The organism is Nocardia wallacei (assembly GCF_029869545.1).
Classification (GTDB): domain Bacteria; phylum Actinomycetota; class Actinomycetes; order Mycobacteriales; family Mycobacteriaceae; genus Nocardia; species Nocardia wallacei_A.
Genome location: NZ_JARWQD010000216.1, coordinates 1 through 17,853, shown reverse-complemented (window position 1 = coordinate 17,853; position 17,853 = coordinate 1). Strand labels below are relative to the sequence as shown.

The 17,853-nt window shown below is 71.0% G+C and carries 17 protein-coding genes; 9 read left to right on the top strand and 8 right to left on the bottom strand.

Going from position 1 to position 17,853, the window contains the following annotated elements; all coding sequences use genetic code 11:
• The first annotated feature begins 384 nt into the window (after positions 1–384).
• Entirely contained in the window at positions 385–1,629 is a 1,245-nt protein-coding gene (locus tag QH290_RS18320) for a Glu/Leu/Phe/Val dehydrogenase dimerization domain-containing protein (RefSeq protein ID WP_425303623.1), read from the top strand.
• 58 nt (positions 1,630–1,687) lie between these two features.
• Here QH290_RS18320 and hrpB read toward each other — a convergent pair whose 3' ends face one another.
• From hrpB to QH290_RS18295, 5 genes are read right to left on the bottom strand one after another with little or no spacing between them, the layout of a single operon-like run.
• On the bottom strand, positions 1,688–4,210 hold the full coding sequence (hrpB, locus tag QH290_RS18315) for an ATP-dependent helicase HrpB (RefSeq protein WP_280384122.1): 2,523 nt from the start codon (positions 4,208–4,210) through the stop codon (positions 1,688–1,690).
• Between the two features lie 27 nt (positions 4,211–4,237).
• The gene (locus tag QH290_RS18310; protein ID WP_280384124.1) at positions 4,238–4,975 is read right to left on the bottom strand and encodes a DUF4166 domain-containing protein; all 738 of its coding nucleotides are present in this window, start codon (positions 4,973–4,975) and stop codon (positions 4,238–4,240) included.
• Positions 4,976–4,980: 5 nt separating this feature from the next.
• On the bottom strand, positions 4,981–5,157 hold the full coding sequence (locus QH290_RS18305) for a hypothetical protein (RefSeq protein WP_280384120.1): 177 nt from the start codon (positions 5,155–5,157) through the stop codon (positions 4,981–4,983).
• 5 nt (positions 5,158–5,162) lie between these two features.
• The gene (locus QH290_RS18300; protein ID WP_280384118.1) at positions 5,163–5,696 is read right to left on the bottom strand and encodes a hypothetical protein; all 534 of its coding nucleotides are present in this window, start codon (positions 5,694–5,696) and stop codon (positions 5,163–5,165) included.
• Positions 5,693–6,523, bottom strand: a complete 831-nt coding sequence (locus QH290_RS18295; RefSeq protein ID WP_280384116.1) for a MerR family transcriptional regulator — start codon at positions 6,521–6,523, stop codon at positions 5,693–5,695. Before QH290_RS18295 ends, QH290_RS18300 begins: the two co-directional genes overlap by 4 nt.
• A gap of 108 nt (positions 6,524–6,631) precedes the next feature.
• Between QH290_RS18295 and QH290_RS18290 the strand changes: the two genes are divergently transcribed.
• Positions 6,632–7,591, top strand: coding sequence for a DUF5996 family protein (locus QH290_RS18290; RefSeq protein ID WP_280384114.1), 960 nt, complete (start codon positions 6,632–6,634; stop codon positions 7,589–7,591).
• Between the two features lie 22 nt (positions 7,592–7,613).
• Here the strand turns inward: QH290_RS18290 and QH290_RS18285 are convergent, their stop codons facing one another.
• Together QH290_RS18285 and QH290_RS18280 are read right to left on the bottom strand one after the other, a co-directional pair.
• Positions 7,614–8,444 (bottom strand): LLM class F420-dependent oxidoreductase, encoded by an 831-nt coding sequence (locus QH290_RS18285; protein ID WP_280266765.1) that lies wholly within the window; start codon positions 8,442–8,444, stop codon positions 7,614–7,616.
• Positions 8,445–8,537: 93 nt separating this feature from the next.
• Positions 8,538–9,704, bottom strand: a complete 1,167-nt coding sequence (locus QH290_RS18280) for an aromatic ring-hydroxylating oxygenase subunit alpha (RefSeq protein WP_280384112.1) — start codon at positions 9,702–9,704, stop codon at positions 8,538–8,540.
• Between the two features lie 113 nt (positions 9,705–9,817).
• Here QH290_RS18280 and QH290_RS18275 point away from each other — a divergent pair, with 113 nt between their 5' ends.
• Positions 9,818–10,366 (top strand): TetR/AcrR family transcriptional regulator, encoded by a 549-nt coding sequence (locus tag QH290_RS18275; RefSeq protein WP_280384110.1) that lies wholly within the window; start codon positions 9,818–9,820, stop codon positions 10,364–10,366.
• Between the two features lie 18 nt (positions 10,367–10,384).
• Here the strand turns inward: QH290_RS18275 and QH290_RS18270 are convergent, their stop codons facing one another.
• On the bottom strand, positions 10,385–11,728 hold the full coding sequence (locus QH290_RS18270) for a lipase family protein (RefSeq protein ID WP_425301770.1): 1,344 nt from the start codon (positions 11,726–11,728) through the stop codon (positions 10,385–10,387).
• A gap of 250 nt (positions 11,729–11,978) precedes the next feature.
• Here QH290_RS18270 and QH290_RS18265 point away from each other — a divergent pair, with 250 nt between their 5' ends.
• The 6 genes from QH290_RS18265 to QH290_RS18245 all read left to right on the top strand — a co-directional run bounded on the left by QH290_RS18265 (position 11,979) and on the right by QH290_RS18245 (position 17,689).
• A complete protein-coding gene (locus QH290_RS18265) occupies positions 11,979–13,109 on the top strand; it encodes an alkaline phosphatase PhoX (protein WP_280266769.1) in 1,131 nt (376 codons plus the stop codon).
• Between the two features lie 59 nt (positions 13,110–13,168).
• Entirely contained in the window at positions 13,169–14,626 is a 1,458-nt protein-coding gene (locus QH290_RS18260; protein WP_280384108.1) for an aminotransferase class I/II-fold pyridoxal phosphate-dependent enzyme, read from the top strand.
• Between the two features lie 73 nt (positions 14,627–14,699).
• Positions 14,700–14,933 carry a hypothetical protein gene (locus QH290_RS18255; protein ID WP_280266771.1) on the top strand — a complete coding sequence of 78 codons (234 nt, stop codon included), beginning with the start codon at positions 14,700–14,702 and terminating at the stop codon, positions 14,931–14,933.
• 364 nt (positions 14,934–15,297) lie between these two features.
• Positions 15,298–15,561 (top strand): TetR/AcrR family transcriptional regulator C-terminal ligand-binding domain-containing protein, encoded by a 264-nt coding sequence (locus QH290_RS38140; RefSeq protein ID WP_425303622.1) that lies wholly within the window; start codon positions 15,298–15,300, stop codon positions 15,559–15,561.
• Positions 15,562–15,705: 144 nt separating this feature from the next.
• Positions 15,706–17,238, top strand: a complete 1,533-nt coding sequence (locus QH290_RS18250; protein ID WP_280384106.1) for a hypothetical protein — start codon at positions 15,706–15,708, stop codon at positions 17,236–17,238.
• A gap of 49 nt (positions 17,239–17,287) precedes the next feature.
• Positions 17,288–17,689 carry a FixH family protein gene (locus QH290_RS18245; protein WP_280266773.1) on the top strand — a complete coding sequence of 134 codons (402 nt, stop codon included), beginning with the start codon at positions 17,288–17,290 and terminating at the stop codon, positions 17,687–17,689.
• The last annotated feature ends 164 nt before the right edge of the window (positions 17,690–17,853 follow it).

The window sequence follows — 17,853 nt, the reverse complement described above, 5'->3', positions numbered from 1 at the left end:
CCCTGACAGGCAGCGTCCCAAGCCCCTTCACGTCGACGACCCAACATCCATCCCGGCGGCGACCCCACCTCCTTCCCCGCGTCCACACACCATCCATCCCGGCCCCGTCACAACCTCCTTCCCGGCAGCGGCACAACATCCTTCCCGGCAGCGACACAACATCCTTCCCGGCGTGCTTTTGGCCGGGATCCGGGTGTTGTTCAGCAACCGTGAACAGGTCCGTGAAAGAACCGTAAATAGACGCGCGGATAGGTTTAACCGCAGGCTGGTGGCACCGGACGCATGCCACGGGCCGGGAACGGACGGGTTGTGCGACCGGGCGTCCTCCTGTGGCTGGTGGTGACCGGACCGACGACGCAGAGGAGGTAGATCGCCGTGACGACGATGCAGAACCCGGCCGGGGGCACCCCGCAGGTGACCACGCGGACCGTTCCCGCCATCCCCGCGGCAGTGACCGCCCCCGCGATCCGTCGTTTCGAGCCCTACATGCGGTTGCAGTGGACCGACTCACAGACGGGCGCGGTCGGCTATCTCGTGGTGCACACCTTGCGCTCCGGCCTGGCCACCGGCGGCACCCGGATGCGCGCCGGCTGCACGCTGACCGAGGTCGAGGACCTCGCCCGCGGCATGGCCAACAAGACCGCGACCTTCGACCTGCCGATCGGCGGCGCCAAGGGCGGAATCGACTTCGATCCCAAGGATCCGCGCGCCGTCGAGGTGCTGGAGCGGTTCTGCGAGGCCATGCGCCCGTGGCTCGACGCGCACTGGGTGACCGCGGAGGACCTGGGCGTCCCGCAGCACCTGATCGACGAGGTCTTCGAGAAGCTCGGCCTCGGCCAGAGCTACCACGCCGCGATCCGCCGCGCCGACGACCCGGCCGCGACCCTGGAACGCGTCCGCAACGGGCTCAACGCCGCGGTCGAGGGCGGATTCCTGCTGGGCGACGTGATCGGCGGCTACGGCGTCGCGCATGCGTGCCTCGCGGCCGCGGTCTCGTGGGGCCGGGCGCCCGCCGAGACGACCGCCGCGATCCAGGGCGTCGGCACCATGGGCGGGGCGGCGGCCTATTACCTGCACGAGGCCGGGATGAAGATCACCACCGTGGCCGACGCGGCGGGCACCCTGCACTGCGCCGCGGGCTTGGACATCCCCGCGCTGCTGGAGCTGCGCGACGGCTACGGCGAGATCGACCGCTCCCGGCTGCCCGCGGGCATCGAACAGCTGCCGCGCAACGCGATCCTGTCCGCCGAGGTCGACATCCTGGTCCCCGCGGCCATCTCCTACGCGATCACGCCGGACAACTCCTACGACGTGCGGGCCCGGATCATCGTCGAGGCCGCGAACGCCGCGACCACGCCGGAGGCCGAGGCCATGCTCGCCGCCCGCGGCGTCCCGGTGCTGCCGGACTTCGTCGCGAACGCCGGGGCCGTGGCCTGGGCCTGGTGGCTGCTGCTCGGCGAGGTCGACGACACCCCGCAGAACTCGTTCGACCGGCTCCGCACCGTCATGCACGACAAGGTCGCACAGCTGCTGGCCGTCTGGGCCGAGGAGGGCATCACCCCGCGCGAAACCGGCCACACCTGGGCCGACGGCCCGGCCCCGGCCGCCGCAACGATCATCATCCCCTGACAGGCACGCCGGGCACGCTCACCGCACGATCGAGGCGGTGACCGGACCGAATTTCGGGTCAGGTTGCGTTGCGGGCGGTGCCTCGGTGCGGTGGAACGGTGGTGGGGTCCTCCGGCCAGGCGTGTTTGGGGTAGCGGCCGCGTAGTTCGGCGCGGACCTGGGGCCAGCCGGTGCGCCAGAAGGACGGCAGGTCGCCCGTCACGGCGATGGGGCGGCGGGCGGGCGACAACAGGTGCAGGACAGGGGATACGCGGCCGTCGGCCAGGCGGGGCGGGTCGGTCCAGCCGAAGATCTCCTGCACCTTGACCGCGAGCACGGGCTGGTCCGCGGAGTAGTCGACCCGGACGCGGCTGCCGGAGGGCACCGGAATGCGTTCCGGCGCAAGCTCGTCGAATCGCGCGGCCGCGGGCCACGGCAACAGGCGCCGCAGGGCAGGTCCGGCATCGAGGCGTTCCAGATCGGCGCGGCGGCGCGCGGTGGCGAGGTCGGGGGCCAGCCAACTGTCGATATCGTCCAGCAGCGCATCGTCGTTCACAGGCGGCCACGGCGCGCCGAGCGTGCGGTGCAGGAAGTCCAGCCGCTGCCGCAGTCCCACCGCCTCGGCATCCCAGCGCAGTAGTTCCAGACCGCCCTCGCCGAGCCCGCGCCGCAGGGCTCGGTCCACCAGTTCTGGATCCGGATCTGCCAACGCCTTCTCCGACAACACAATTGCCCCGAGCCGTTCCACCCGGCGCGCGACGACGTCACCGTCGATCCAGTCCACCTCGTCGGCCATGGTGACGAGAGCCGGTGCGGCTCGGCGCGCGAGTGGTTCATCGGCCATGGCGGCCAACCGGATCCGGCCCTCGGCACGACCCGGATCGCGCGTCGCCACCGCCACGGCCAACCAGTGCGCATCGGACAAGCCGGATCCCGGCGGCAAGGTCACCGCCGTACCACCCGCCATGAGATAGCTGGACGAGTCGCGTCCGCGCCGCCGCGCCAGCCGCTCGGGACAGGCCAGCGCCGCGATGAGCGCCGGATCATCGGAAGTACCTGGCACGGTAGCTGTTTCAGCGTCCGCGAAGCCATCCGCGCCGGAACTCCCTCGCGCACGACCAACTTCACCGGTATCGACCGGGCCGCGGCCGGTGTCCCCGACCAGCCGCGCGAGCCGGTCCGCCTCGCGCCGCCAGCGCGCGGGTCGTTCCGATCGCAGAACGCGTAGGGCGGCAACCAGATCGACGCCGGGCGCGAGCGTATCGTCATCGAGCAGCGCCACCGTCTCGGCGGCCGCTCGCGCCCCCACCTCCGCCGCACCGTCGAACAGTGCGCGGGCCAGTCGCGGATGCAGGCCCACCCCGGCCATCCGGCGCCCGCGATCGGTGACCGACCCCGAATCGTCCAGCGCACCAAGCGCTTTCAGAACATCGCGACCGGCCGACAACGCACCGGGAGCGGGTGCGTCCCACCAGGCGAGCCCGCTGCCGTCCGGCGTCCCCCAGCACGCCAATTCCAGTGCGAGCCTGGTCAAGTCGGCGGTGCGGATCTCCGGCTCCGGATAGGCGGGCAGGGTGCTGTGCTCGTGCTCGGGCCAGCACCGCCAGACCCGGCCCGGCGCCTCGCGCCCGGCGCGCCCCGCTCGCTGCTGCGCCACCGCCGCCGACACCCGCACCGTCGCCAGGCCGGACATGCCCCGGCGGTGATCGGTGCGCGGAACCCGGGCGACGCCGGAGTCCACGACGGCACGCACCCCCGGCACGGTCAGGCTGGATTCGGCGACGGCCGTGGACAATACGATCCGCCGCCGCGCGCCCGGTCGCAGCGCGGCATCCTGCGCCGCCGCCGACAGCCTGCCGTGCAGCGGCAGCACATCCACCGCGGTGAGATCGCCGAGTTGCTGTGCCACACGCCGGATCTCGGCCGCGCCGGGCAGGAAGACCAGGATGTCCCCCTCGGCCTGCGCGAGCGCGGCCCGCACGGCGCGAGTCACCTGGGCCTCGAGCCGCTCCCCCTTGTTCGGCGCCACGTAGTCGATCCTCACCGGATGGGTCGTACCGTGCGCCCGCAGCACGGGTGCGGGCGGGCCGAGCAACTCCGCGAGCCGGTCCGCGGCGACCGTCGCCGATGTAGCCAGCACCCGCAGATCCGGGCGCAGTCCCGCGCGGGCGTCGAGCAGCAGCGCCAGCAACAGATCGGCATCGAGGTGCCGCTCGTGGCATTCGTCGAGCACGACCGCGTCGACACCCGCCAGCTCGGGATCGCTCTGCAGTCGGCGCACCAGCAGGCCGGAGGTGACGACCTCGATCCGGGTATCGCGGCCCACCCTGCGGTCGCCGCGCACCGAATATCCGACGGTGGCCCCGACCGGCTCCCCGAGCAAGGAGGCCATCCGGGCGGCGGCCGCACGAGCCGCCAGCCGCCGCGGCTCGGCCACCAGCACCCGCCCCCGCATCCGCGCACCCAGCGCGAGCGGCACCAGGGTCGTCTTCCCCGTCCCCGGCGGCGACACCAGCACGGCCGTCCCCTGTCCGGCGAGCGTGCCGACGATGTCGTCGAGCACCGCGCGGACGGGGAGATCGGGCAGTTCGGGCGGCATCATTGCCGACCAGTCTGCAGGTCCCACCGGTCAGCGGCCAATTCGATCGGTGCCTGATGCGGCGCCGACGCGCGAGTGAGTGGTCCGAGCACGCGATCGCTCCCGCGGCCGTTCCCGCCGCGGTCGCAGCCCCGGGCGGACGCCGTGGGTGCGGGCGTCGACATACTCGGCGGTGAAGGTGCCGTGGTAGCCGAAGATCGGGCCGATGATCGGATTGGTGACCCGCACCCGGATGCGGAAGCGGCCGAGGGCGTCGTCGAAGGATTCGCGGACCTCGGCGCGCCCGTGCAGAGCGGCGGGCAGCCGTAATCCCCACGGGCCCTTGCGTAGTCGCAGATCGCCGGAGCGGATCAGCAGGGAGCCGTCCGGCTCGGCCGACAGATGCAGTTCGGAGGCGAGGTGCTGATGGGTGCCCAGGTAGTCGACGATCCGGTCACGCCGGGGATCCAGGACCATCTGCGCGTCGAATCGGCGGCTGCCACCGGGAAATGCGAAGGTGCGCACGAACGACACCGTCTCCCGGCCGAAAGTATCCCGGTAAGGGATGTTTTCGATGGTGAAGGGGATGTCCGTGCCGGTGCTCGGCAGCAGGATGTTGCGGGTGCCACCGAGCGCGAGGAACGGTTCGACCACCCGCGGTCCGTGCCAGATGCGTTCCATCACACCGGTTCCCAGGCATGCCTCGGCGCCGTCGAGGCCGACGGCGAAGCGGCGCCGCAGCTTCGGATGGAGGCGATCGAAATCTGCCCCGAGGACCGTCCGGAACATCGACGTCACGACGCGGCCTCCACAGCGTGCAGCAGCGCCGGGGCGGTCGTCCGGGCGGGAGGCGTGCGCAGGCAGCGCCGCGCCGCCGGAGTGGAAGGCCCCGGCGGCACCGATACGGCCGCGACGGCGCCGCCCGCGAGCACCAGCGACCACGCAGATGGCCACGAAAGTGCCAGCGCCACAACGGCTATCGCGACAGCAACCCCACGGAGCAACAACTCGACCCGGCGTTTATCAGCGAACGCCGGGGCGAGACGCCGCGTTCGCACCACAGCCGCAGCCGGTCGAACGACCACGCGGTGCCCCAGCCCATGACCGGGCGGAAGACCCGATCCGCGATCGCGCCGAACCGTCCCCAGCGCACGCGGTAGTCGTAACCGGTGTAGAAGCGAATTCCGTTGGGGGTGGGGATATATCGCCAGTAGCCACTGCCCTCCTCGATGAGGGAGAGCCGGTCGTCCGAGCGGAACCGGAGGGCGGAGGTGCGGCTGCCGTCCGGCCGCTCGCGGTCGCCCGCGCTGGTCCCGGTGCCCGTGACCGGGCGGAACGGTGGCAGCCGGGTTGCGTAGCGGAAATGCCGCGGCTGCCCGGGTCCGGTGGGGAGGTAGTCGATCTCGGTGAAGCGCAGATCCCAGCGGCGGTGTTCGGCCGGGTTCTGGGTGCGCTCCCACAGCAGGTCCATGTCGGTGCGGATGCGGGTCTCGATGTAGAGCTTGTTCACGATAGGTCCTCGGCATTCAGGAATTGTTCGACGGCGTCGTCGTCGGCCCGGCGGGGTTCCAGCAGGCGCTCGCTGAGAACGGGGACGGGGCGGTCGGCCCACGGCGGGGCCTCCCCCTCGGCGGGCAGCAGTTCGTGGCGGGCGGCGAACCGCTCCGCGAGGTCGCGCATGGATTCGCGCAGCGCGCCGACCACGACCCCCTCCGCGATCCCGGTCAGCTCCTCCAGCAGCGCGCGGACCTGGTCCAGCTGGTCGATTTCGGTGCTGCCCTGCCGAATTCGCGGCCACAGGGTGCGTTCGAAGACCTCGGCGAAGTCCGCCGCGATCTCGTCGGTATGGGCGCGCAGCCGGGCGAACTGGTCCAGCACGTCGGTCACCGGGATGTCGAGCTCGGCCACCCGCAGCCCGCTGGCCAGCGCCCAGCGCCGGGCCTGCGGCCTGCCGCGCTGCCAGCGGATCAGGCCCAGCCGGGTCGCCTTGCGCAGCAACGCCGGTCGCAGGTTCTTGGTCTTGATGACGGTGCGGATCTCGCGCAGGCCCAGCGGCACCCAATCCTCCGGGCCCCCGGGTAGCGCGAGCAGCTCGGCCACGCTGGCCCCCTGCGCACGGGCGGCGAGCAGCGCGGCGATGGAGGCCAGCGAGAAGCCCCGGTCCTGTAGGCGCTGCACCAGCTCCATGCGCTCCAGGTGGGAGGCGTCGTAGCGGGCCGTGCGGCCCGCGCGGCGGGGGGCGTGCAGCAGCCCCTTCGTCTGGTACATCCGCACGGTGCTGGTGGGGACGCCAGCCCGGGCGGCCAGGCTCTCGACGGTGAACTCGGCCTCGCGCATGGCCCGAGCATTCCAGCACCCAATCGTCTAGTCAATACTCTTCTAATAAATGCTAGAATCGTCTGCAATGTTGCAGCAAACAGACCTGAGCGGCCGTACCGTTCGGGTATGACCGACGCTCCCGAGTTGTTGCCCGCGCTGCCGCTGCAGTCCTGGCGGCCCACCAAGGAGACGCTGCACCGGTTCGCGCAGATCGTCGGCAAGGTGGCGCTCGCCAAGGGCATCCGCCGCAATCACTGGTGGCATATGACCTACCGGCTCACCGCGCGGGGCTGGACCACGGTGCCGCTGGGCACCGCGCACGACGGACCCGTATTCACCTGTGCCTTCGACTTTTTCGACGATGTGCTGCGGATCGCGACCGACCGGGGCACCGAGGCGGAGATCGACCTGCGGCGGCAGTCGGTGGCCACCTTCTACCGCGACGTGATGGGCAATCTGTCCGACCTGGGCGTGGATGTCGTTCTCCCCCACCCACATCCGTTCGATCTGCCGGACGCGCACCGCCCGTTCGAGGACGATACCGAGCACGCCGACTACGACGCGGCCCGGGCACGTGCGGCGTTCCGGGTGACCAGCCAAGTGGGCCGGATTCTCGAGGATTTCAACGCCAGCTATTCCGGCAAGATCAGCCCGGTCCAATTGTTCTGGCACACCTTCGATCTCGCGGTGCAGCGCTTCTCCGAACGCCACGTCGAGCTGTCGGCGGAGGTCGACGCGGTGACCCGCGAGTCGTATTCGCGCGAGGAGATCAGCGCCGGATTCTGGTTCGGCGACGACGCGGTGCCCGAGCCGACGTTCTACTCCTACGCCGCGCCCGAGCCCGCCGGACTCGCCGACCGGCCCCTGCCGCCGGGCGCGCGCTGGGTGTCGGCGGGTTCCGGGCATTCGGCCTACTACGCCTACGACGAGGCCCGCCGCGCCCCCGACCCCGTCCGCGCGGCGCTGACATTCTTCCAATCCGTCTACGCGGCCGCCGCCGAGCTGGACGGCTGGGACGCCGCCCAACTCGCCTGCTGGAACGGCATCACCGATCCGGTCCTGAAACACCGCGACCCGCGCGGGTGATGCGGCGGCGGCGCAGTCCCGCCTAGGTCAGGTAGCGGTCGGCCAGTTCGGCGAAATCGTCCAGGGTGCGCAGGGTTTCGGATTCCGGGACGGTCGGGAGGGGGAAGGTTACGCGTTCCGCGCCGCCCTCGGCGTAGGCGTCCAGGACCGCCGGGTCGGGGGCCACGGGCGTGATGGAGATCGGCGTGTTCGTGCCACCGGCGGCGCGGAGCTGGGCGAGCTGCGCGGGCACCGACGCCGCATCGGGGGCGCCGTTGGGGATCCAGCCGACGCCGTGGCGGACGGCGCGCTTGGCCGCCGCCTCCCCGCCACCGATGTAGATCGGCGGGTGCGGCCGCTGCACCGGCTTCGGCCACGCGTACATCGGATCGAAATTCACGAAGCGGCCGTGGTATTCGGCCTCGTCCTCGGTCCAGATCTTCCGGATGGCCTCGAGCTGCTCGTCGAGCAGGGCACCGCGGGTGCGGGGATCGGTGCCGTGATCGGCCATCTCCTCGCGGTTCCAGCCGACACCCACGCCGAAGACGGCGCGTCCGTTCGAGAGCTGGTCGAGGGTGGCGACCTCCTTCGCGGTGTGGATGACGTCGCGCTGGATCAGCAGGGTGACCCCGGTGCCGAGGATCAGCCGCTCGGTGACGGCCGCGACGGCGCCGAGCACGACGAACGGATCCAGGGTGCGGTAGTAGACCCGGGGCAGGTCCCCGCCGCCCGGGTACGGCGACCGGCGGCTGGCCGGGATGTGCGAGTGCTCGGCCAGGAACAGCGATTCGAACCCGCGTTCCTCCAGCGCCCGCCCGAGCTTCGGACCACTGATGCCCTCGTCGGTGATGAAAGTGTTGATCCCGATCTTCATATGAACCCGAACCTCAGGCACGCGGCCTGGTATTCCGAGCACGGCCGGGTCTACAAGCACGGCCCTATTCCGAGCACGGCGGGTGGCGAGGCGTCACCCTTCCTGGAATGCCGGTCGCAGGATGTCCCAAACCTGTTGCTGAAAGGCGTGGATCACGCCCTCGGGGCCGTTCATGAGCGGGCCGGGCTCGTAGTAGCCGGACTCCAGCCCGTGCTGCACCCGCTCCATCACCTCGATGTCCTCCTCGACGCCCCGGCCGAACAGGATGGCGTTCATCTCGGCGACCGGCTCGGCGGGCAGTTCGGGCCGCAGGTAGGTGCGGACGATGGCGCGGGTGGTGCCGGGGCCGGTGGGTTCGAGCCGGAGGATGTGCTCGCCGACGTATCCGCTGACGACAATCGTGTTGGGCCACAACGTGTATTGGGCATATCCGTACTGGCTGCCGGTCTTGCCGTCGGGGAATTTCGCCTGCCACCGCGGCGCCAGATACTGGCCGACGACCATCCCGAACTTTCCCCCGGTGTTGAGTTCGTAGTCGAATTCGGCACCGGTGACCGCGCAGATCGTCCGCGGGTGGATCGTCGGACAGTGGTAGCACTCGTTGGCGTTGTCCACCACCAGCTTCCAGTTCGCCCGCACGTCCGGCCGGTCCTGCGCACCGGTCGAGATCGGCGTCGGGCCGCCGTCCGGGTCGGCGAACGGGAAGTCGTATCCGGCCCGCGCCATCATGTCCGGCATATCGCCGAGCTGCTCGCGCAGCGATTCCTGCGGTTCCAGGCAGACGAAGACGATCCCGCCGAAGACGTCCACCGCCACGGGCCGCAGTCCCAGCCTATCGGCGGGAGGCAGGTCGCCCTGGTTGCGCTGGGGTATCCCCTTCAGCGAGCCGTCCAGGGAGTAGGTCCAGCCGTGGTAGGCGCACTGCAGGCTGCGGCAGGTACCGCTGCCGGTGACGATCACGTTGGCGCGGTGCCTGCAGACGTTGACGAACGCGCGCAGCGCATCGTCGCGCCCGCGCAGCACGACCACCGGCACGCCCGCGACGTCGGTGCTCAGGTAGTCGCCCGGCCCGCGCAGCTCGCCCACGGTACCGACGGCCTGCCACGCGCGGGCGAGGAGCAACCGCCGCTCCAGCCGATGCAGTTCCGGGTCGGAATAGAAGGCCGCGGGCAGGGCGTGCCGACGACCGAGCAGCCGGTCCACCTCCTCCGGATCGATGGATCCGATTCCGGCGGCGAGTTGATTCATGGTGTGCGACAAGGTTTTTCCTCCTCTGGCGTAGGCGCCGGACGGGCCGCCCGGCTGCCATCACCGTAGAAGGAGAATGAGACACTCATGTCTCACTTCCGCGGCGCGGGCGCTACCCTCGGTGCGTGCGCGTGGATGCGGCGGACAACCGCGAACGGATCATCGAGACCTACCTCCGGTTGGTCACCCCGGCGACGCCGGACCCGAGAATGGACGACGTCGCGACGACGGCGGGCTTGGCGCGCGCCACGCTCTACCGGCACTTCAGCGATCGCGACGCCCTGCGGCGGGCGGCGCACATCCGCGTGCTGGACGAGACGGAACGGCTGCTGCGCGAGGTGTTCGACCGGGCGGAGCCGTTCGAGGACGCGCTGGCCACGGTCGTCCGCGAGAGCTTCGACCGGGTGCGGCTGCTGCAGTTGCTGACCAGCCATCAGGACTATTTCGACCGGCGGATCGCCCGCCGCTGGACGCGATGGAAGCGCCCGCTGATCGATCTGGTCGGCGCCGCGCAGGACCGCGGTGACCTGCGCGCCGACCAGCCCGCCGACTGGCTCGTCGATACGCTGCTGTGGATCGTGTACGCCATCGGCATGAGCAATACCCCGGCCGCGCATCGCGATCCGGCGGGCGCGGCGCTCTCCCTGTTCTTCGACGGGGCCCGGCCGCGCTGAGCCGGGGAGCGGCCTCTGTCAGGCGCCGGGGAACCCGGGCGGGAACGGCGACGGATAGTCCAGTTTGAACTTCGGCCCCGGCGGCAGTCCGCGCAGGATCGCGCTGAGCCAGGCGACGGCGGGCGGCCAGCCCGCGACCGCGTTCACGATGTGCTCGGGCACCGGCATGGTGTAGTACCGCAGGTCCGCACCGCGACGCCAGTAGTCGTTCACCGTCGGCGTCACGATCGACGTCGGAATGAGTTCGTCCCACACACCGTTCCACCACAGCAGCGGAATGTCGGGAATGTGCTTGCCGAGGCTCTGGCTCTGCAGCACGCGCTGGATCGCGGGATCGTTCAGCCCCTGCGAGCCGGGCGCGTAATACTCGCTGATCGGCCGGTACATGCCGGTGAGCGCCGTGGAGTAGACGCAGCGGCTGTTCAGATCCTCGATGATCTTCTGCCCCTCGGCGTTCAGCATTCGTTTCGGGTCGAATTCCTCCGGGAATTCGCGCGCCAGTGCGGCCGCGCCGAGCCACATGGTGAAGCTACTGATACCCGTGACGCCCGGGCGCGCCACGGTGGCGTATTCGGCGATGGCGCCGAGATCCGGTGGCACTCCGCCGAATGCCGCACCGAGAATCTTCACGTCCGGCGCATAGCTCTGGCGCAGTTCGGCCGCGCGGGCGGTAGCCGACCCGCCACCGGAGAAGCCGTACATGCCGATTCCGGAATCGGTGAGGCCCAGCGACGCATCGTTCTTCATCGCGCGCAGGCTGTCGAGGACCATCTGGCCCTCGTCGTAGGTCACGAAGGTATTGAACTTGCCGTCGAAGTCGGGAATGTTGAATGCGAATCCCTGGGCAATCCAATACTGCGCCAGCGCAATCTCTTTGAACGTCCCCACCTGCAGCGTGTGCGAGGGATTGCAGGAGGAATCGGTGGAGTCGATCGCCTCCTGGAACGAGATCACCGGCCGCGGACTACCCACCCACGGGATGCCCGGAACGATGACGGTGGTGGCCGTCGCGATGGGGTTGCCGTGCACGTCGTTGGTCCGGAACAGCAGTTGCTTGGTGAAGACCGGCACCGGAATTCCCAGCAGCCGCGTCTGCACCACCCGGCTGCGGATGATGTCGCCCGGCCGCAATTCCGCGAGATTCGCCGGGTCGTCGTACCAGGGGTCGTTGTCCGGCGCCGGAATCGGCAGGGCGTCGTAGATATCCGGTTCGCGCGGCAGTTGCGGCAGCTGATTCTGGTCCGGCGGAAACGACGGCGGGAATGCGGGCTCGGCGAATGCGCTCCCGCTACCGCCGATCACGCTCATCACGATCGCACCGGCCACCGCCAGCGGTACCGCTCGACGACGCAACGTTGTCATCATCGAAGACTCACTCCATTCGCCGCCCGCAGTCGGGCAGTTCGTCCAGCCGCGACCCCCGTAGCCGCTGAATGCACAGTACGGCCGCCATAACCCGGGCAGTATCGGCAGATATTCGACATACCCGGACCCCGGCTGTTCGAGTGCACAAAACTCCCGCACGCCGGGTAGCGCGGTCGGCGCGACTGCACTACTGTCCGCAGCGTCTGCTGGCGGGTGCGGCAAAGTCGACAGGTTTCGGAGGTGCCCGGTGGATCGTCGAAGTTTCCTGCGAGTCAGCGTTGCCGGTGGTGCGGCCGCCGCCGCATTCGGTGGTGCGTCCTGGCTGGATGCCTTCCGGGCCGGTGCCGCGGCGGGCGAATCCCCCTACGGCCCGCTGGCGGAACCCGATGCCAACGGGGTGTCGCTGCCCGCCGGATTCACCAGCCGGATCGTCGCGCGATCGGGACAGCCGGTGGCGGGGACGAACTACGTCTGGCATCCCGCACCGGACGGCGGCGCGTGCTTCGCCGACGGACCGGGCTGGATCTACGTGTCCAACAGCGAGGTCAGCGGCACCGGCGGGGTCGGCGCGATCAAATTCGGCGCCGACGGCGCGATCCTCGGCGCCCACCGCACCCTGTCCGGCACCAATCTCAACTGCGCGGGCGGCGCGACCCCGTGGAACACCTGGCTGTCCTGCGAGGAGCTGGAGGGCGGCGCGGTGTTCGAGACCGACCCGTGGGGCCTGCGCCCGGCGGTCCGCCTGCCCGAGATGGGCCTGTTCACCCACGAGGCGTGCGCCGTGGATCCGGACCGCCGGGTCGTGTACATGACCGAGGATCGCCCCGACGGCCGGTTCTACCGATTCGTTCCGGCCGTCTGGCCCGCCCTGATCGCGGGACGGCTCGAGGTGCTGGTCGAGAACGACGGGGCCGTCGGCTGGCGCGAAATCCCCGACCGCTCGGGAACTTCCGCGCCGACCCGCAGGCAGGTGCCGGAGTCCAAGGCGTTCGACGGCGGCGAGGGCTGCTACTACGCCGGGGGGACATGCTGGTTCACCACCAAGGGCGACGGCCGGGTCTGGGCGCTCGACGCGGTGAACAACAGGCTGTCGGTCGCCTACGACGGCGATGCGGAACTGGCGGGCGTGGACAACGTGACCGGGGCGTCCAACGGCGATCTGTACGTCGCCGAGGACGGTGACGACATGCAGATCTGCCTCATCTCCGGCGGTAATGTCGCGCCGTTCCTACAGGTCGCCGACTCGGACGGTTCGGAGATCACCGGTCCGGCCTTCAATCCGGCGGGCAACCGCCTCTACTTCTCCTCGCAGCGCGGCACCACCGGCTCCAGCGCGGACGGCATCACCTACGAGGTCACCGGCCCCTTCCGGCGCTGAGCCATCGGAGAGCCGGTAGCCGCAGGTGTGCCCGGCACGCCAGCGGGTAGCGCTGGACTATGGACCATTCCCGAGCCCCGCTGGTCGATGCCCTCGCCGACTATCACCGCCTGGGCAGATACGGATTCACCCCGCCCGGCCACCGCCAGGGACGCGCGGTGGACCGGCGGGTGTCGGAGGTGCTCGGGCTCGACGCCTTCCGCTCCGACGTCCTGGCCGCACCCGGGCTCGACGACCGGCTCGCCCGCTCCGGCCATCTCGCCGAGGCCGAGGCGCTGATGGCCGATGCGGTCGGGGCCGACTCGGCGTTCTTCTCCACCTGCGGCAGCTCGCTGTCGGTGAAGGCGGCGATGATGGCGGTCGCGGGCGGGCACGACGGGGGGCTGCTCGTCGCCCGCGACAGTCACAAATCCATCGTCGCCGGGCTGATCTTCTCCGGCGTGCAGCCGCGCTGGATCACCCCGCGCTGGGACGCCGACCGGCACTTCTCCCATCCCCCGTCGCCGCGGCAGGTGGAGCGGGCGTGGGAACGGCACCCCGACGCGGCGGGCGCGCTGATCGTGAGCCCGAGCCCGTATGGGACCTGCGCCGATCTGGATGCCATCGCGCGCATCTGTCACGCCCGCGGCAAGCCCCTCATCGTCGACGAGGCGTGGGGTGCGCATCTGCCCTTCCATCCCGAATTGCCCACGTGGGCAATGGATGCCGGTGCCGACGTGTGCGTGGTGAGTGTGCACAAGATGGGCGCCGGGTTCGAACAGGGCTCGGTGTTCCACCTGCGGGGCGACCTGGTCGATCCGGCGCGGCTGAGCGCGTGCGCCGACCTGCTGATGACCACGAGCCCGAACGTGCTGATCTACACCGCGCTCGACGGCTGGCGCCGCCAGATGGTCCAGCGGGGCCGCGCGCTCCTGGATGCGGCGCTGCGGACCGCCGAACGCACCCGCGCCGCGCTGGCGGAGATCCCGGATATCGAGGTGCTCGAGGATGTGCTGCTGGGCGCGCAGGCGTCCCACGATCTGGACCGGATGCAGGTGCTCACCGATGTCTCCGCCACCGGCGCCACCGGATACGACGCCGCCGACTGGCTGCGTGCGCACCGCCGCATCGACGTCGGGCTCAGCGACCATCGGCGCGTCCTGGCGACCCTGTCGATCGCCGACGACGAGGCGAGCACCGAGGCGCTCGTCGGGGGCCTGGCGGACTGGCGAGCACAGCTGAAAGACCCTGTGCCGCACGGTATTCGACTCCCCACGCCGGAGGAGATCCAGCTCGAGAGCGTGCTGCTGCCGCGGGACGCGTTCTTCGGCCCGGCGGTGGCGGTACCGGCCGCACAGGCGGCGGGCCGCATCGCGGCCGAACAGCTCACGCCGTATCCGCCCGGGATACCCGCGGTCGTCCCGGGCGAGCGGCTCACCGCCGCCGTCGTGGACTATCTCCGGTCCGGGCACGCCGCCGGGATGAATATCCCCGACGCCGCCGACGGCACCCTGCGGACCCTGCGCGTCGTCCCGTAGGCGACGTTTCGGACACCGTAACCCGGGTAGCGCGAGGACACGACGTCAGTACACGACCCGAAGGAGCGGGAACATGACACAGTCCGCCGAAACAGGCCACGTCACGGGCACCCCGGACAAGGATTACAACCTCATCTGGTTCACCGAGGCCTGCCTGAGCAATGCGCTGCGCATGGAGAATTACGCGGCCGATGCCGAGCGCTCCGGGGACCGGGAGCTGTCGGAGTTCTTCCGCCGCGCGCAGGCCGAGAGCCGCAAGGGCGCCGAACAGGGCAAGGACCTGCTCCGCAAGCGGCTGTCGCAGTAGACCACCTCGCGCGAGGAGGGATGTTCAGCGCCGGGGCGGGGGGATAGGCGGAGGCGGTGGGTCATGCGCAGCAGCGGGATGCCGAGCAGCACGGCCGCGAGGACCTCGATGGTCTCCGCCCTGGTGGGCGTGCCGGGAAGCCGGGCGCGGCCCTCGAACTCGCTGCACGCCCAGTCCAGGAACAGCATCCAGGCCAGATCGGCCTCGTGGTCGCCGAGGTAGGCGATCTCCCAGTCCAGCACGCCGGTGACGCGAAAGTCGCTGTCGTAGAGGATGTTCGACACCGGCACCACCCCCACCCCGACGGGCGACCCGCACGCCGACCTGCTGGCTTGGACGCGGCTGTTCGTCTCCGTCTCGAACCATCCCCGCCGCACGCTCGGCGATCACCGGCCTGCTGTCGGCGTACCACGACGACCGGGACAGCTATCGCCGCCTGATCGACCGCGGCGAACGCCCCACCCGCCGCGCACTGCGCGAGACCATCGACGCCGCCGCCCGCGCGGGCCACGCATCCCCGGACGGCGACGTGGACATGCTCTTCGAATTCCTCCGCGGCGCCACCTTCCTCCACCCCCTAACCCGTCCCCGGCGTGCTTTTGGCCGGGGTGCGGGATTCGGCCGGTGACGGTGGGTGGGAGGGGCGGCATAATCGGTGTGGTGTTGTCGTCGTCGACTGTTCGTTTTGCCGCTGGCCGTTGGGTTTTCCGTGGTCTCGAGTCCGCGGGGCCGGGTCGGCGCGCGGCGGCGACCACGCTCGGACACCACTGATATGCGGGGACTTCGTGGTGCGGTGGTCGCGATCGGCGCCTGCCTGGTGGGCATGCTGGTGCTCGGTGGTCCGCTCGCACGGGCCGACGGCGGTCCGGCGGGGGCGGATCTCGCTGTCGCGCAGTCCCTGGGCGATCGGGAGCTGACCGTGATCGTGCGCCGGGTCGAACCCGTGCCCGGGCCGCTGCGCGTCGAGATCGTCACCCATGCCGGGACCGCGCCGGGCATGCTCGCGCTCGACGCGATTCCCGTCGATCGCGCCGGCCCGGGGTCGTCGGCCACGGTGGAGCTGACCGACCGCGCCGGACCACATCCGGCGACCCTGCGGGTGGACCACGCCGGGCCCTGGGAGCTGACCGTCGGCGACGGCGAGCGGGTCGCGCGGATTCCGTTCCTGGTCGCGGCGCCGGTGGTCACGCCGTGGGAGCGGGCCGCCTACGGCGGATTCGTCGCCGCGGGCGCGCTGCTGCTGGTCTCGATCGGTACGGCGCTGATCTCGCGGCGCGGCTGGCCGACGCTGCTGCCCGCGGGCGCGATGGTCGCGGCGCTGGCGGTCGGCGTCACCGGCGCCGTCCTCTCCGGCAGCGCCCCGGCGCCGCGGCCCGCGGGCAGCCTGCTCGATCCCACCTCGGACAGCATCGGCGACCCGTACCCCGAACGCGACCTGCCCACGACGACGAATTACTCACGCCCGCCGGTCAATCTGGCCCTGCACACGCGCGCGTCCGCCGAGACCAGCCGCCCTACCGAACTGACGCTGTCGCTGATCGACGGCGCCACCGGGCGTCCCGTCGACGATCTGCTCGCCGTCGACGACGCGCTGATGCACCTGATGGTCGTCGGTCCGTCCGGGCGGCTGTGGCACCGGCATCCGATCCGCACGGCCCCCGGCACATTCGAAGTCGAGCTCGCCCTCCCCGAACCCGGCGACTACGCGGTCGCCGCCGAGATCGGCAGGCGCGGCGGCGGTTTGCAGCTCCTGCGCTCGGCACTTCGTGTCGGAGGTGCACCGCGCCCGGTCGAAAATGCCTCGGGCACAGCATCGCCCGCCCCACCGCTACCCGTCAGGACAGCCGACGACACCCCCGGCCCGTCGGTCGCTCCGCCTGCCGACGCCGCGTCGCACGCCGCGAATTCCGCCACGCCACCGACCGAAACTTCCCTTACCGCAACCGATCTTGTCGCGGGCGTACCCGGCACGCTCACCGCGCACTTCGGCGGCGGTGCCGATCTGCAGCCGTGGCTGGGCATGGCGGGCCACCTCATTGCCGTGGGCCCGCTACCGGACGGCCCGCCCGCCGGGACCGCCGCCACCACCGCGCCGGTCTGGGCCCACGCGCACGCCATGCCGCCGATGCTCGGCCCGGGCGCGCAGGCTCCCGACGAAACCGTCGCGGCCTACGGCCCGGACGTCGCGTTCACCTACACCTTCCCGCTGCCCGGCCGCTACCTGGTCTGGGCCCAGGCCGAGCGCGGTTACGCGGTGCTGACCGTCCCGGCCGTGATCGACGTGAAAGCCGAGGTGCCCCAGTGATTCGCACGCTACGCGCTGCCGAGACGACACCGCCGCAACGAGGTGCGCGATGAATCGGCGCGATGTGCTCGTCTTCCTGGCGTTCGGCGTGGTCATCGCGGGACTCGCGGCGTGGTTGTGGTGGCCGGAGGACGGCGAGGAGCAGTCGACGCGAATCCCGGCCGGTCCCTACCTGGTTCGGCTGACCGGCCCGCTGCGCGTGGGCGCCAACACGGTCGAATTCGACATCACCGACCGCCAGGAGAATCCCGCCACGCCGACCCGCGTGCTCGTGGCGCCCGCCATGCCGCAGATGGGCCATGCCGTACCACCGGCCACGGCCGAGGCCATCGCGCCGGGCCACTATCGCGCCGCCGTGGAGCTGCCCATGTCCGGGCAGTGGGAGATCACAGTCGACGTGTCGGGCCCGCCGGGAACCGGCACCGCCACCTTCTCCATCGGTGCGACATGACCACCGCGCAAGGAGACTCTCGAGTGGAATCAGGAGCAGCCCAATGGATTTGACCGCCTCCCCGCCGGTGGTGGGGGCGGGGGCCGCCCCGGCCCCCCCCCCCCCGCCCCGGGGGGCCCGCGCGGTCCGGGAGGGGGGGGGGCGGCCCGGGGCCCGGCGCGCCG